Here is a 14222-nt window from a genome sequence, read left to right as displayed (position 1 = left end):
CAGCTTGTCATTGCGCTTGTGCGAAGCCAGGATCTGGCGGTGTGCCGCCTCGTGCGCCAGGAACGCGAATTGGGTGAGCAGCAGGCCCAAGGCTGCGGCCATCAGCAACTGGAACCAGCTGTCGCCCAGGAGGATGAAACCGGTAACGGTACCGGCTAGCAGCACCGTCATCACGATGCCCAACCCGAGATAGTGCCCGCGGCGGCGGCCGACCAGTCCAGCTTCGGTGACCAACTTTTTGATATGGAAGAAACTTTGAGGATCACCGGGTTTAACGGTGGGTGCTGGAACGTCCAGCAGAGAACTGCGAGGCAAATATAATCCTTGATTGAAAGAGCTCGCTGCGTCGTGAACAATAAATTACCCGACCGAGCCTATTACCCCATTCTACTCAGGTTCACGGCCGCTCTCGCTGTTCTTCCGCTGTCAGATTCTGCTCTTTCACATATTTCTTTGAGTTCTATCCAGCTTTGAGGGCCAGTGACGCTGCGATGCGTGTGAGCGCTTCCTCGTTGCCGACCTGCAGCAGCTCAGCGATCATCGCGACCATTGCTTCACCTAGCCGTGCAAGGATCGCCACGGCTTGCGTGTTGCCTCCTTCCAGCTCGGAGGCGATGATCAGGAAGGCTTCTCGGTCTTGGCGGACCAGTGATGTCAGTAGTGCGATACCTAGTGCTGCTTCAGGGCTGTTGCCCATGAGATATTCCCATCGATGAAGATAAATTCGGATGTTTCTTCCGTACACGCGGCGCAACGTCGGCAGCATCTTGAGCCTAGCAGGGTATTGAGGGAGCAGCTTCTCGTAATACAGCGCCTGCCAAGCGCCCAGCGCTGGATCCCGAATAATCGATCGCAGTAGGGCCCATGGAGCAACTGTAGTAACTCTGTGAAACTTCCAGTGCCTCTGAAGTGCCCGGGCCCACTGCTTCAAAGCTGTGATATTAGTGGCTTAGGGGCATGACTCTCCTTGATTAGCGAGCACGGACCTGACGACCAGTGCGGCCCTGAAAGTTCGTTATTCGAAAGTGCGAGCGAGTGATTGATGCCAAGTAATTGGTCCCTTGCTGGAGTAGCAGACGGGCCTACTCGATACTAAAGTGGCAACGCGACAGCCCTAGGGAACCTGTTTTTCATCTTGGGGAAATGAACGAGTCGACACCTAGCAGTTGGGTGTGGGCATGGAGCAAAAGATTCTGGACCGGGTTTGTTGTCAGAGGTGCGAGCAACTTCTGGGCGCCAGTATTGTCGGCAGTTTTACACGGCATGACCTGCTTACTTGCCAGATTGAATGTGCCAATAAGAGTGGGCGGCGACAGGTGCTCCCTGACGACTCCGGTAAGTTCTGCCTCTAATCGGTTGCCATCATGATCCCAACCCAATCCCGGTCGCAGCTCCCACTGGCTATGGAAAAGCTGGGACAAGACATCATGTCGAGATTGGCCGGCCGACAGCCCTATGTTCCTCAGGGATAAGGTGCTGTCGAGAACATAGCTGGGGAGCACGATCAGGGGCTTACCTTGGCTTTTCCTCCCAATGGTGGTTATATCCCGGGGATGCTGGCACGATCATCCTACTGCCACTATTGCTGACCGTGCGATCAGTGTGAACGAAGGAGCATCATGCATCTGCCCGTACCCCGCGGAGACCTGTCCCAAGCGCTGAACAATGCGTTGCTGTGCAACCCCTCGGAGGAATACGCGGCCTATTTGGCAACGGTCGCAACTGATCGGTTGGCTGCGGCTTCGGATGTGCTGGATGACGGGGACCTGCAGCTGAGCCTTTTCGTGCTCTACGAACTGCACTATCGGGGATTTGAAGAAGTCGATGACCGCTGGGAATGGGACCCCGGGCTCCTTTCGCTTCGGGCCCGGATCGAGGAGGCTTTCGAGCAAGCGCTGCGCGAGGCGGCAGGCTCGATTCCAAGCGTGGAACCCAGCTCCGCGAAGGTGGCCCAAGCCCTGTTCGAGCTTGCTGCTGATGATGCTGGGCCGTCGGTTTCGAAGTTCATCCAGCGCAAGGCCACTGCCGGCCAAGCACGCGAATTCCTGATACTGAAGTCGATTTACCAGCTCAAGGAAGCTGATCCGCATACCTGGGCGATCCCGAAACTCGAAGGCCGTGCAAAAGCCGCCATGGTGGAGATCCAGGCTGATGAATACGGAAATGGGCAGCTGCCGCGAATGCATAGCGAGCTGTTCAGGCAGACCATGAAGGGCGTGGGGTTGCGTGATGATTTCGGCGCGTACGTGGACCGCATACCGGCGGTGACGCTGGCGGCAGTGAACATGATTTCGCTCTTCGGCATGCACCGGCGCCTTCGGGGAGCCATCACTGGCCACCTGGCACTGTACGAGATGACTTCCTCAATACCCCAGGCCGCTTATGCCCGCGGGTTCCGGCGCCTGGGATATGAATCCCCGGTGACCGATTACTTCGATGAGCATGTGGAAGCTGATGCTGTCCATGAGCAAATTGCCGGCCGCGACCTCGCGGGCGGACTGGCTGAAGACGAACCGGATCTGGTGCCCGACATACTCTTCGGAGCCCAAGCCGCGGCAGCGGTTGACGCGTTGGCAGGCGCGAAGTACTTGGACGCGTGGGAAGCTGGAAGGTCGGCGTTGCATGCCGGAGCGGGGGCAGTGGTATGAGCGAGGGGCGCAGCGCTTCGGAAGCGGCCATGATTACTGTTTGCCCGCAGGGCCCATTGCTGCTCAGGGGAGAATTTGAAATCGTGGATGCCGAGGGGCAATCCATCGAGGCCCGGAAAGGGCCGGTCGCGCTATGCCGTTGCGGGGGCTCTGCCATCAAGCCTTTTTGCGATGGCACGCACAAGCTGATGAAGTTCGAGCGCCCGAAGTAGGACACTGGCTCCTGAAACGGGCTATTGCGCATCCGGTCCGCAGCGGGCCGGCACTGCCGGGACCTGCAGCGTTTGATGCCGTTCGCCGAGCTGCCTGCGCGGACGCGGGAATGCGGCTAGTTGGTGGATCCCGGGTGGCGCGATCCCAGCCGCCTGGAATGCAGTTGCGGCAAGCCTGCGTAGGGTTTGGCCGTCAAGCTGGCGCCCAGGGATTCCAAAGCGTCAGGGACGACGGAGCAGTCCTGATCATTGTGGGGCTGGCCCGCTGCATCGCCATGGTGTTCATCTGGAATGACCTGGCCTGCGGCGACCGTGAAGCGGCTGCCGTGCTGGTGGCCATCAACTCGGTCTTCCAGGTCATCGCCTTCGGCGCCCTGGGCTGGTTCTACCTGCAGCTGCGGCCATCGTGGGGCTGGAAACCACCAGCGCCGAGTTCTCCATTGCCGCGATCACCGCTTCGGTGCTGGTCTTCCTGGGCATTCCGCTGGTGGCCGGCTACCTGACCCGTACCCTGGGCGAAAAGGCCATGGGCCGCGACTGGTACGAGGGAAAATTCCTGCCGAAGATCGGGCCGTGGGCACTGTACGGGCTGCTGTTCACCATCGTGCTGCTCTTCGCGCTGCAGGGCGATAACATCATCTCCCAGCCGCTGGATGTGCTGCGCATGGCGATCCCGCTGCTGATCTACTTCGTGGTGGTCTTCGGCGCCGGCATGCTCATCGGCCACTGGCTGAAGCTGGGCTACCCGCGCACCACCACCCTGGCCTTTACCGCCGCCGGCAACAACTTCGAGCTGGCCATCGCGGTAGCTATCGCCACCTTCGGTGCCACCAGCGGCCAGGCCCTGGCCGGCGTGGTCGGCCCGCTGATCGAGGTGCCGATCCTGGTTGCCTTGGTCTACGTGGCCCTGTGGTCCCGGAAATTCTTCCCAGCTGCCAAGGCTCCCGCTACTTCTGCCTAAGGAAAAAACTCATGACTGCTATCGAAAAGCCTTCGGTTCTCTTTGTCTGCGTGCACAACGCAGGGCGTTCCCAGATGGCCGCCGCCTTCCTCTCCCACCTCTCCGGAGGGCGGATCGAGGTCCGCTCGGCCGGTTCCGCCCCGGCCGATTCGGTCAATCCGGTCGCCGTTGAAGCCATGAAAGAAGTCGGCATCGACATGTCCGCGGAAATCCCCAAGGTGCTGACCACCGAAGCCGTGCAGGACTCCGATGTGGTGATCACTATGGGCTGCGGAGATGCCTGCCCATTCTTCCCGGGCAAAGAATACCTTGACTGGAAAATCGCCGATCCGCAGGATGTGACATTCGAGAAGACCAGCGAGATCTTCAGCGATATCGAGACTCGCGTTAACGATCTGTGGGAGCGTATCAAGGGCACCTAGTCTCGCTCTTGGCGAGGAGCCAGGCAGGCATGGCTTCCATGCTTCCAGTGAGTCCTAGTTCAACGCCAAAAGGCCTGGCGTCTGCCAGGCCTTTTGGTTTGGAAACCGCAGACTCCCTAGTGCGGATAGTAGAAAGCTTTCGCAGAACCCGGCGCGCAGCACCCAGCTAGTTTGCATGGGCTTCAATTGCAGCTCTTACCGCGAATTTCTGCGCTCAGATCGAGTCCGAGGCGCCGCGGGAAAACGGTGAGGCCACCGGCTGGTAAGCGAGAACCTGCGCCAAGAGCGGTTCGAATTCTTCTAACTGGGCCAACTATCGAGGACCAGTTCAAAACCCCCGCCGAGCATTTGCACGGATTTTTATCGGCAGCCTGGCTGCCCGTGCTTGCCTGCGCCCTCTTAGTGCTCGCCGCCGAGCTTTCCGCCTAGGCGTTCGCGCATCTTCAGGCTGGCGGTATTCAGACCCTCAATCTGAACGGTTTTGCCGTATTTCTCGTACTTCTCCGTAATGGCATCCAGCGATGCGATGGTAGAGGCGTCCCACAGGTGCGAGTTGTACATGTCGATGACCACGCGGTCCGGATCCTCGGCGTAGTGGAACTGGGTGTAGAGATCGTTGGAGGAGGCGAAGAAGAGCTCGCCATTGACCTCATACTTGGCGATCTGCTCCCCGAAGTGCTCCGCCAGGCGGCGTTGCACGGTGACCAGATGGGCCACCCGGTTGGCGAAGAGCACCATCGCGGTGAGCACGCCCACCCCGACGCCGATGGCCAGGTTGTGGGTGGCGACCGTGAAAGCCACGGTGATGAGCATGACCGTGGTTTCGCTCTTGGGCATCATGCGCAGCGTGGAAGGGCGGATGCTGTGCCAGTCGAAGGTGGCTATGGAAACGAAGATCATTACCGCGACCAGTGCGGCCATCGGGATCAGCGCCACGATGTCGCCCAGTGCCACGACCAGGATCAGCAGGAAGGTTCCGGCCAGGAAGGTGGAGATGCGGGTGCGTGCCCCGGAGGCCTTGACGTTGATCATGGTCTGCCCGATCATCGCGCAGCCGCCCATGCCGCCGAAGAATCCGGTGATGATATTCGCCGCGCCCTGGCCCCAGGATTCGCGGGTCTTGTTCGAGTGGGTGTCGGTGACGTCATCGACCAGCTTGGCGGTCATCAAGGACTCGAGCAGGCCGACGAAGGCCATGGCCAGTGCGTAGGGGAAGAGCACCTGCAGGGTTTCGAGGTTCAGCGGGATATCCGGGAAGAACAGTGTTGGCAGGGACTCGGGCAGCTGGCCCTTGTCGCCCACGGTGGGTACGGCAACCGAGGCGAATACGGTGATCAGCGTCAGCACCACGATGGCCACCAGCGGGGCGGGGATGGCGGTGGTCAGCTTGGGCAGGCCGAAGACGATCAGCAGGCCCAGGGCCACCAGCGGGTAGACCAGCCAGGGTACGCCGAGCAGCTCGGGGAGTTGGGAGAGGAAGATCAAGATGGCCAGAGCGTTGACGAATCCGACCATGACCTGGCGGGGGATGAAGCGCATCAGCTTGGCCACGCCCAGCAGGGCCAGTACCACCTGGAAGACGCCGGCCATGATGACTGCGGCGATGAAGTAGTCCACGCCGTGGCTGGCTACCAGCGGTGCGATGACCAGCGCGATGGCGCCGGTGGCCGCGGAGATCATCGCGGGGCGTCCGCCGAAGAAGGAGATGGACACGGCCATGGTGAAGGAGGCGAAGAGCCCGATGCGCGGATCGACTCCGGCGATGATCGAGAAGGCGATGGCCTCGGGGATCAGGGCCAGGGCCACGACCAGGCCTGCCAGGACCTCGGTTTTCAGCAGCCGCGGGGATTTCAGGGTGCGCAACACCGATTGGCGTTCGGTGGGACTCAGTGCGGAAGGATCCGCTGTGGTGCTGGTGCTCATAGGTGAGCTCCCTTCTTTTCAAGCCAGTAAGCGTGGGGCACGTGCAGTGCGTAGAATTCATGGGATGGGCATCATTGCGCCGCAGACGAGGCAAGAGCTGCCGGAGCGGTCGTAGACCTGATGCCATCGAATACAACTCTAACCTAACGTAAGGGTAGGGTTGTAATTGGAGGAAACGGAGGACTTCATGGATCAAGCGAAGACCGAAGGTGCGGGCGGTTCGATGCATATCGGTGACATGGTCGAGGCTACCGGCCTGTCGCATCGCACCATCCGCCACTACGACGAGGTGGGGTTGCTGCCGGCGAGCACCCGCAGCGAAGGCGGTTTCCGGATCTATACCGACTCGGATCTGGCCCGCATGCTGGTGATCCGCTCGATGAAGCCGCTGGGCTTCTCGCTGGAGGAAATGGGGGAGCTGCTTGACGCGGTGGACGCGCTCGCGGCAGATCCGCAGGACTCCGTCGCCCGGGCCAAGCTCGATGACTACACCCAGCGTGCCAGCGCCAAGCGCGACAAGCTCGCGCTGAACTTGCAGCGTGCCGAGTCCTTCATCGCGGATCTTCGCACCAAGTAGGCCTGAAGCATGGAGATCCGCTTAGCCGCGATGGCGCAGAACCACTGGGCGGATGTCGCCCGCATCTATGCCAGCGGCATCGAGACCGGCCTGGCCACCTTCGAATCCGAGGTGCCGGCACGCGAGAAGTTCTTCGCGGCGAAAATTCCTGCCTTGTCGCTGGTGGCCATTGCGCCCGATGCCAAGGTTCTCGGCTGGGCTGCGGCCAGCCCGGTTTCGGCCCGCCCGGCCTACCACGGCGTGGTGGAGCACTCGGTGTACATTGATCCGGATCATGCCGGATGCGGCATTGGCACTCGGCTGCTGGCCGAGCTGATCGCCCGGGCAAGGGAAGAAGATTACTGGATGGTGCAGTCGGCAGTCATCGCCGGCAACGAAGCCAGCAGGGTACTGCATGCCAGGGCCGGGTTCCGCGAGGTTGGCCGGCGCGAGCGGATTGCCCGGGGTGCCCGCGGGGCAGTGGCGGGGCAATGGCTGGATACCGTCCTGTATGAGTTCAGGCTCTAGGTAGCGCCCTGCCCGGGTGGGTCTGCGGCCTAGCCCTTGGGTGCCAGGCTGGAGCCCAGGGATTCCAGGGCGCCGGGGACCACGGAGTAGTACGCCCACACCCCGCGCTTTTCGCGGTGCAGGATTCCGGCCTCCACCAGGATTTTCAGGTGGTGCGAGACTGTCGGCTGCTTGAGGCCCAGTGGTTCGGGCAGGTCGCAGACGCACGTCTCGGCCGATTCGCTGGCGGAGACGATGGACAGGATGCGCAGGCGGTTGGGATCGCCCAGCGCCTTGAAGCGCAGTGCCAGCGCTTCGGCCTCTCCTACGTTGAGGATTGCCTCGCCTTGGGATGGCGTGCAGCAGGCGTCGGCTGCCGGTGCTGGGGAAGTTCCTCCGGCAGGATTCACGGTGGCTGTGCTCACGGACCTTGGCTCTTTTCTTGGCTGGCGCCAGAGATTGACAAACGTCGATATGTTTCATCATACTCAAAACATCGACAATCGTCGATGCCTATTCTTGGAGTGATGAATCAGTGGCACCCGCGCCTGCGCTAGACACTGCCCCCGTGGCGGCAAAACTTTCCTTCCTGGACCGCTACCTGGCCCTGTGGATCCTACTGGCCATGGGCGTCGGCTTGGGTCTGGGCCGCATCTTCCCTCAGCTGGGCGAGCTGCTGGACCGCTTCACCGTGGCCGGGGTCTCGGTACCCATCGCCATCGGCCTGCTGGTCATGATGTATCCGGTGCTGGCCAAGGTCCGCTACAACGAAACCGGCCGCGTGCTGGCCGACAAGAAGCTGATGATCACCTCGCTGGTGATCAATTGGGTCCTGGCCCCGGCGTTCATGTTCGTCCTGGCCTGGGTATTCCTGGCCGACCTGCCCGAATACCGCACCGGCCTGATCATTGTGGGCCTGGCCCGCTGCATCGCCATGGTGTTCATCTGGAATGATCTGGCTTGCGGGGACCGGGAAGCGGCCGCGGTGCTGGTAGCTATCAACTCCGTCTTCCAGGTCATCGCCTTTGGGGCCCTGGGCTGGTTCTACCTGCAGCTGCTGCCATCCTGGCTGGGCTTGGAAACCACCAGCGCCGAGTTCTCCATTGCCGCCATCACCGCTTCGGTGCTGGTCTTCCTGGGCATCCCGCTGGTGGCCGGCTACCTGACCCGTACCCTGGGCGAAAAGGCCAAGGGCCGCGACTGGTACGAGGGAAAATTCCTGCCGAAAATCGGGCCGTGGGCACTGTACGGGCTGCTGTTCACCATCGTGCTGCTCTTCGCATTGCAGGGCGATAACATCATCTCCAAGCCCCTGGATGTGCTGCGCATGGCTATCCCGCTGCTGATCTACTTCGTGGTGGTCTTCGGTGCCGGAATGCTCATCGGGCACTGGCTGAAGCTGGGTTACCCGCGCACCACCACTCTGGCGTTCACCGCCGCCGGGAACAACTTCGAGCTGGCCATCGCGGTAGCCATCGCCACCTTCGGTGCCACCAGCGGCCAGGCCCTGGCCGGCGTGGTCGGCCCGCTGATCGAGGTGCCGATCCTGGTTGCCCTGGTCTACGTGGCCCTGTGGTCCCGGAAATTCTTCCCGGCTGTAAGCACTTCCACTACTTCTTCCTAAGGACAACACCCATGACTGCTATCGAAAAGCCTTCAGTTCTCTTTGTCTGCGTGCACAACGCAGGACGCTCCCAGATGGCCGCCGCCTTCCTCTCCCACCTCTCCGGAGGGCGGATCGAGGTGCGATCGGCCGGATCCGCCCCAGCCGACTCGGTCAATCCGGCCGCCGTGGAAGCCATGAAGGAAGTTGGCATCGACATGTCGGCGCAAACCCCGAAGGTGCTGACCACCCAAGCCGTGCAGGACTCCGATGTGGTGATCACTATGGGCTGCGGAGATGCCTGCCCATTCTTCCCGGGCAAGCGCTATGAAGATTGGAAGCTGGAAGACCCGGCAGGGCAGGGCATTGACGGTGTGCGGCCAATCCGTGATGAAATCCGTGCCCGGATTGAGAACCTCATCGCCGACCTGCTGCCGGCCAGCTAAGCGCAGACCGTCTCCAGAATTCCAGTAGCCAAGGAGAAACCCATGCAGGAGAACCTTCCAGTCATCGTCATCGGCGCCGGCCCCATCGGCCTAGCCACCGCCGCCCACCTGCGCGAGCGTGGGCAGGAGGTGCTCGTCCTGGAAGCAGGAGCCAGCGCAGGCGCCGCGATTTCGCGATGGGCCCACATCAAGCTCTTCTCCCCATGGCGCTTCAATATCGATGCCGCCGCCCGCCGGCTGCTGGAAACCCCCAGCGAGGGATACGCCGGAGGCTGGGAAGCGCCGCGGATCACCAAGCTTCCCACCGGCGCGGAGTTGGTCAGCGAATATCTCCAGCCGCTGGCCGCCCACCCGGACCTGTCACCGCGCATCCGCTACGGCCACCGCGTGGCGAAGATCAGCCGTGTGCTGGCCGACGGCCGCGGTGCCGACAAGGCACGCACCGCGCACCGCGATGAAGCCCCGTTCCTGGTGCGCACCGAAACTCCTGGCGGCCCGGTGGATCTTCTCGGCCGTGCCGTGGTTGATGCCAGTGGCACCTGGAACCAGCCAAGCCCGGTAGGCCGGGCCGGAATCGAAGCCATCGGCGAAGCGCAGGCGCGCGAGCGCGGCTTCATCATCCGCGGGCTTCCTGATCCGCTGGGCGCCGATGAGCAGGAGCTCGCGGGCAAGAAATTGCTGGTGCTTGGCGCCGGGCATTCAGCGGCGAATACCGTCATCGCCCTGGGCCGGTTGCAGAAGAAGTTCCCGGACACCCGGATCCTCTGGGGCCTGCGCGGGGCGGCCAACCCGATCCGCCTGTACGGCGGGGGAGCTGCTGACCAGCTCCCAGCCCGGGGCCAGCTGGGCACGTCCCTGCGCCGGCTGGTGGAGAACGGCAACGTGGAACTGCTGGAAAACGTGTCCGTGGCTTCGATGAGCGCCGGCGAGCAGCTATCCGTGTCACTGGCTGACGGACGCGAGCTGGGCGTTGACCGCATCATCGCCGCCACCGGTTTCCGCCCGGACCTGCAGATGCTCTCCGAACTGCGCCTGGACCTGGATGAAGGCGTTGAAGCCCCGCGCCAGCTTGGGCCATTGATTGACCCGGAATTCCACAGCTGCGGAACGGTCAGCGCGCACGGCGAAAAGCAATTGGCGCACCCGGAAAAGAACTTCTACATCGTTGGAATGAAGAGCTATGGACGGGCTCCGACGTTCCTGATGGCTACCGGCTACGAGCAGGTGCGCTCCATCGCCGCTGCCTTGTCCGGCGATGCCGACGGGGCAGGCCGGGTTGAACTGGATCTGCCCGAAACCGGGGTCTGCTCCACGGATCTGGGCGGTTCCTGCGATGCCCCCGCGGCCAGCGACACCGCCTGCGGAACCGAGCCCGCCGAAGCGGCCAGCTGCTGCACCTCGCCGCAGCCGGTGAGCCTGGGATTGGCCACGGGAACACTGCACGGCAACAGCGAAGTGGCCGCCCAGTAAGCCAGCTTGGGCAAGGGGCGATCGCCACGGAAACTCGATGGAGCCAAGGGGCAACGCGGCATAAGTCGCGTTGCCCCAGGCTCCATTTCTTCTCTTCAAGGCCGGGTTAGGCCCGCTGTCAGCTCACCGGCACCGGAGTGTTCCCGGCCGCCGAATCCTGCTGCGCTCCCGTGCTTCGGGTACCGGTACGCTGCGGCACCGGGATCCCGGCGAGCGCCACTGCGCAAACGGACGTGAGCACCAGTGCGGTAGCTGGGGCGATGGCAGTCCACGGAGCCCGCTCGACGTAGCCGATGCCTTCGGCCAGCAGCAGGCCCCACTCCGGGGTGGGCGGCTGCGCGCCGAGCCCGAGGAAGCCGAGGGCGGCCAAGGCCAGTGCCACCCCGGGCAGCCGCAGCATCCCGTGCCTCAGCAGGGCCGGAAGCACCGCGGGCAGCAGATGCTGGACCCAGATCCGGCCGCGCGGCACCCCGGAGAGCGGAAGCCAGCGGATATGCGGCATGGCCCGGGCTTCGTCGAGCAGCGAGGCAGCATGCGTGGCCAGCGGAGGCCAGCTCACCCAGAGCACGGCCAGCGCCGCACCGCCCACCGACGGGCCCAGCAGGGCCGCGATGACCACCCCGGCCAGAATCGGCGGAGTCGCGTTGGCGATTACCGCCGGCCCGCGCGAGATCTCTCCTGCTGCCGCTAGCAGCAGGCCGATCAGGATTGCGCAGGCCACGATCACCAGCGCCGGGCCTACCGTGCCCAAGGTTCCGTGGGCCACGCGGGCCAGCAGATCCCGTCCGCTGGAATCGGCGCCGAATGGCAAACCGGCCCCCGGGGCTTGCAGCCTCTGGAAGGCAAGGGTGTAGGGGTCGCGCGGCAGTCCGAAAGCCAGGATGGCCAGCAGCGCGGTGCAGGTGATCGCCGCAGTCCAGCGCTGGATCCTGCCGTTGCCGCGCGCCTCGGGCGGGGCTGGCAGCGATCCTGCGGGCAGGGCGCCGCCGCGCAGCGCGCGCCGGGCCGCTGCGGTGAGCATTCCGATCAGCAGCGCCGATCCCGCCATCAGCAGCAGCCCGGCCTGCAAGGCGGGAATATCCTGCGCATTGGCCGCCCCGAGCAGATAGCGGCCAAGTCCGGGCACCGCGAAGACCTGCTCTACGGCCACGGCGCCGCCGAGCAAGCCGATGAACACCAAGCCGAGCTGGTCGATGACCGCCGCGGCGGCCCGGCGCAGCACCCCGGAGAGGATGGCAGGGGCCGGAGCCCCGGCCAGGTGCCAGATCCCGGCCCAGCGTTCGGCGGCCACCGAAGCGATGGCATCGGCCAGCAGCCGGCCGAGTAATCCGCCGGCCGGGATGCCCAGGGCCAGTGCGGGCAGGATCGCGGTGTCCAACCCGGTCCACCCGTAGGGCGGAAGCCATTGCAGCTGCACCGCCACCAGTACCAGCAGCAAGCTGGCCAGCAGGAATTCGGGCAAGGCGGTCAGTGCCACGCCCAGCGGCCCGGATCCTGAATGCTGCCGGTTGCGCAGCACGCGCAGCGCGGCGGGCAGCACCAGGGCGAAGGCCACGGCGAGCGCGATGATGGTGGCGAAGGCGGTGAGCGTGGCGGAGACCGACAGGGCCCGCCAGGCGCCGGGAGCGATTTCTGCCCCGCTGACCCAGGAGTTGCCCAGATCCCCGTGCAGCACCCCGGACCACCAGTGCAGGCTGGTGGCCAGCGGGCCCTGGTCCAGGCCCAGCTGCGCGCGCACGGAGGCCAACGCCTGCTCGGTGGGTTCCAGTTCGGCATAGCGTGCGCGCAGCACCGCGGCGGCCGGGTCCGTGCGCGAAAGCCAGGGCAGCGCGCCGGCTACCAGCAGCAGGGCCAGCGCGCTGAGCAGGCAGGATGCGAAGGACGGCCAGGAGAGGCGCCGCGCCTTCAGGGCGAACCAGTTCATCAGCGTTGCGGCTCCTGCTCGCTGTCCAGGCGGGTCTGCGCAGTGATCAGCTCGCGTTCGCGCGGATCCTGCGCGGCATCGCGCACGGCGGGACCCTCGCCCTGGATCACGCGTTCGTGCAGCAGCGCGATGGCCGCGTCGGTGCCCAGGATCCGGGCTTCGGCCAGCATGATCTGCTGCTGGCGCTGTTCCCCGGCTTCGGTTTCCGAGGCCCGGGCGATCGCCTGGTCCACGTCCTTGTCGCAGAGCTGGGCGATGGCGAAGCCGCCTTCGCAGGTGAAGTCGGAGGCGAAGTACGCAACCGGGTCCCCGGAATCCAGCACGGTGGCGCGCGAGAGGATGAAGGCATCGAAGGCGCCGTCCAGTGCGTCGGCCTCGATGTACTGGTATTCGCGCACATCCTGCTTCACGATGAATCCGGCCGCTTCCAGCTGCTGCTCCAGGATCACCGCGACTTCTGGCAGTTCGGCGCGGTCGGTGAAGGTGCCCAGGGTGATTTCCACGTCCTTGACCTTGGCTGGTTCGGCACGCTGGGCCAGCAGCTGCCGGTATTCTCCAGAATCGCGCAGCCCGGCGGCGTAGGGCAGGGCCGGGCCGAGCAGGCCCTCGGCTATATCGGCGCGGTTCTCGTACACCGACTCCACGATGGCCGCCCGGTCGATGGCTTCGCGGGCCGCGGCGCGCACCGCCGGGTCGGCGAACGGGCCCTTCTCGGTGTTCAGGTACAGCGTGTTGGTGCGCGGCATCGGCACTTCGGTGAGCAGCTCCTGGTCCACCGTGGCGGCCTGCCCGGCGGGGATGGCCTCGATGACATCTGCTTCCGAGGTGCGCAGCGCGGCGGCGCGGGCGGTGCCATCGGGCACGAACTTCACGTCGATGCCCGAGGCTGCGGCCTTTTCGCCCCAGTAGCCCTCGTACCGGTCCAGGGTGGCCCCGGAAATCCCGTCTACGTCCACGATCTGGAAGGGGCCGGTGCCGTGGCCGGCCGGATCCACCCCGTTGGCGGTGTAGGCTTCGGCGGCGAAGATGGCCAGCTGCGGGCTGGAGAGCCGCTGGGGCAGCAGCGGGTCGGGGTCCGCGGTGGTGATCCGCAGTCCGTGCTCCCCGCGCACCGCGACCTTCAATGCGGTTCCGTTCAGGATGCGCGGCACCGGGGTCGAGTCGATGGCCCGCTGCAAGGAGTTCGCCACCGTTTGGGCGGTCAGCGGCTGGCCGTTGTGGAAGCTGACGCCTTCGCGGATCTCGAAGTCCCAGGCAAGCTCGCCGCTGCGTTCCCAGCTGGTAGCCAATGCCGGCTGGGCGTCCCCGGACGCGTCGAGATTGACCAGGGTTTCGGCGGTGGACCAGCGCGAGAGCTTGAACGCGTCGTCGCTGAGCGGGCTGAGCCCGGAGCGGGGCGGCTGCATGTGGGCTACGGAGATGCGGTCGGTGCTTCCGGCCTGCTCGGCGGCCGCGGAGAAGCAGCCGCTGAGGGCAAGTGCCCCGGCCAGCGGGATTGTGAGCAAAGCCAGGGTCTTGGGGCGGGGTCGATTCATGGGTGCGAGGTCCTT

Annotated in this window: 13 protein-coding genes and 2 pseudogenes; 9 read left to right on the top strand and 6 right to left on the bottom strand. The window is 64.4% G+C overall.

What is annotated here, in order from left to right:
- Positions 1–315: pseudogene (locus tag M2368_RS11410) on the bottom strand (acyl-CoA desaturase); the annotation flags it as partial.
- 145 nt (positions 316–460) lie between these two features.
- Positions 461–697 (bottom strand): hypothetical protein, encoded by a 237-nt coding sequence (locus M2368_RS11405; protein ID WP_498724519.1) that lies wholly within the window; start codon positions 695–697, stop codon positions 461–463.
- A 922-nt stretch (positions 698–1619) separates the two neighbouring features.
- On the opposite strand from M2368_RS11405, the gene M2368_RS11400 reads away from it, so the two are divergent.
- The 4 genes and pseudogenes from M2368_RS11400 (at position 1620) to M2368_RS11385 (ending at position 4243) form a co-directional block, all read left to right on the top strand.
- Complete coding sequence (locus M2368_RS11400; RefSeq protein ID WP_166650851.1) at positions 1620–2648, top strand: iron-containing redox enzyme family protein; 1029 nt, start codon at positions 1620–1622, stop codon at positions 2646–2648.
- Positions 2645–2860 (top strand): CDGSH iron-sulfur domain-containing protein, encoded by a 216-nt coding sequence (locus M2368_RS11395; protein ID WP_133834746.1) that lies wholly within the window; start codon positions 2645–2647, stop codon positions 2858–2860. Before M2368_RS11400 ends, M2368_RS11395 begins: the two co-directional genes overlap by 4 nt.
- 242 nt (positions 2861–3102) lie before the next feature.
- Positions 3103–3821, top strand: a pseudogene (gene arsB, locus M2368_RS11390) (ACR3 family arsenite efflux transporter); the annotation flags it as partial.
- Between the two features lie 11 nt (positions 3822–3832).
- Positions 3833–4243 (top strand): arsenate reductase ArsC, encoded by a 411-nt coding sequence (locus tag M2368_RS11385; protein WP_498724518.1) that lies wholly within the window; start codon positions 3833–3835, stop codon positions 4241–4243.
- A 399-nt stretch (positions 4244–4642) separates the two neighbouring features.
- Here M2368_RS11385 and M2368_RS11380 read toward each other — a convergent pair whose 3' ends face one another.
- Positions 4643–6166 (bottom strand): SulP family inorganic anion transporter, encoded by a 1524-nt coding sequence (locus M2368_RS11380; RefSeq protein ID WP_498724517.1) that lies wholly within the window; start codon positions 6164–6166, stop codon positions 4643–4645.
- A 187-nt stretch (positions 6167–6353) separates the two neighbouring features.
- Here M2368_RS11380 and M2368_RS11375 point away from each other — a divergent pair, with 187 nt between their 5' ends.
- Positions 6354–6743: a MerR family transcriptional regulator gene (locus tag M2368_RS11375; RefSeq protein WP_286172296.1), complete on the top strand. Its 390-nt coding sequence runs from the start codon at positions 6354–6356 to the stop codon at positions 6741–6743.
- Between the two features lie 9 nt (positions 6744–6752).
- Positions 6753–7250, top strand: a complete 498-nt coding sequence (locus tag M2368_RS11370; RefSeq protein ID WP_498724516.1) for a GNAT family N-acetyltransferase — start codon at positions 6753–6755, stop codon at positions 7248–7250.
- A 29-nt stretch (positions 7251–7279) separates the two neighbouring features.
- On the opposite strand, the gene M2368_RS11365 is transcribed toward M2368_RS11370, so the two are convergent.
- Positions 7280–7654 carry an ArsR/SmtB family transcription factor gene (locus M2368_RS11365; RefSeq protein WP_498724515.1) on the bottom strand — a complete coding sequence of 125 codons (375 nt, stop codon included), beginning with the start codon at positions 7652–7654 and terminating at the stop codon, positions 7280–7282.
- A gap of 143 nt (positions 7655–7797) precedes the next feature.
- Here M2368_RS11365 and arsB (M2368_RS11360) point away from each other — a divergent pair, with 143 nt between their 5' ends.
- From arsB (M2368_RS11360) to M2368_RS11350, 3 genes are read left to right on the top strand one after another with little or no spacing between them, the layout of a single operon-like run.
- Positions 7798–8853 (top strand): ACR3 family arsenite efflux transporter, encoded by a 1056-nt coding sequence (arsB, locus tag M2368_RS11360; protein ID WP_426736093.1) that lies wholly within the window; start codon positions 7798–7800, stop codon positions 8851–8853.
- An 11-nt stretch (positions 8854–8864) separates the two neighbouring features.
- On the top strand, positions 8865–9278 hold the full coding sequence (locus M2368_RS11355) for an arsenate reductase ArsC (protein WP_498724514.1): 414 nt from the start codon (positions 8865–8867) through the stop codon (positions 9276–9278).
- Between the two features lie 42 nt (positions 9279–9320).
- Positions 9321–10748 carry an FAD-dependent oxidoreductase gene (locus M2368_RS11350; RefSeq protein WP_498724513.1) on the top strand — a complete coding sequence of 476 codons (1428 nt, stop codon included), beginning with the start codon at positions 9321–9323 and terminating at the stop codon, positions 10746–10748.
- 118 nt (positions 10749–10866) lie between these two features.
- On the opposite strand, the gene M2368_RS11345 is transcribed toward M2368_RS11350, so the two are convergent.
- Together M2368_RS11345 and M2368_RS11340 are read right to left on the bottom strand one after the other, a co-directional pair.
- Positions 10867–12672 (bottom strand): ABC transporter permease subunit, encoded by a 1806-nt coding sequence (locus tag M2368_RS11345; protein ID WP_498724512.1) that lies wholly within the window; start codon positions 12670–12672, stop codon positions 10867–10869.
- Entirely contained in the window at positions 12672–14207 is a 1536-nt protein-coding gene (locus M2368_RS11340) for an ABC transporter substrate-binding protein (protein ID WP_402741493.1), read from the bottom strand. Before M2368_RS11340 ends, M2368_RS11345 begins: the two co-directional genes overlap by 1 nt.
- Positions 14208–14222: the final 15 nt, after the last annotated feature.

Source organism: Arthrobacter sp. JUb119 (genome assembly GCF_024807995.1).
Lineage (GTDB): Bacteria > Actinomycetota > Actinomycetes > Actinomycetales > Micrococcaceae > Glutamicibacter.
This window is presented reverse-complemented; position numbering and strand designations above follow the sequence as displayed.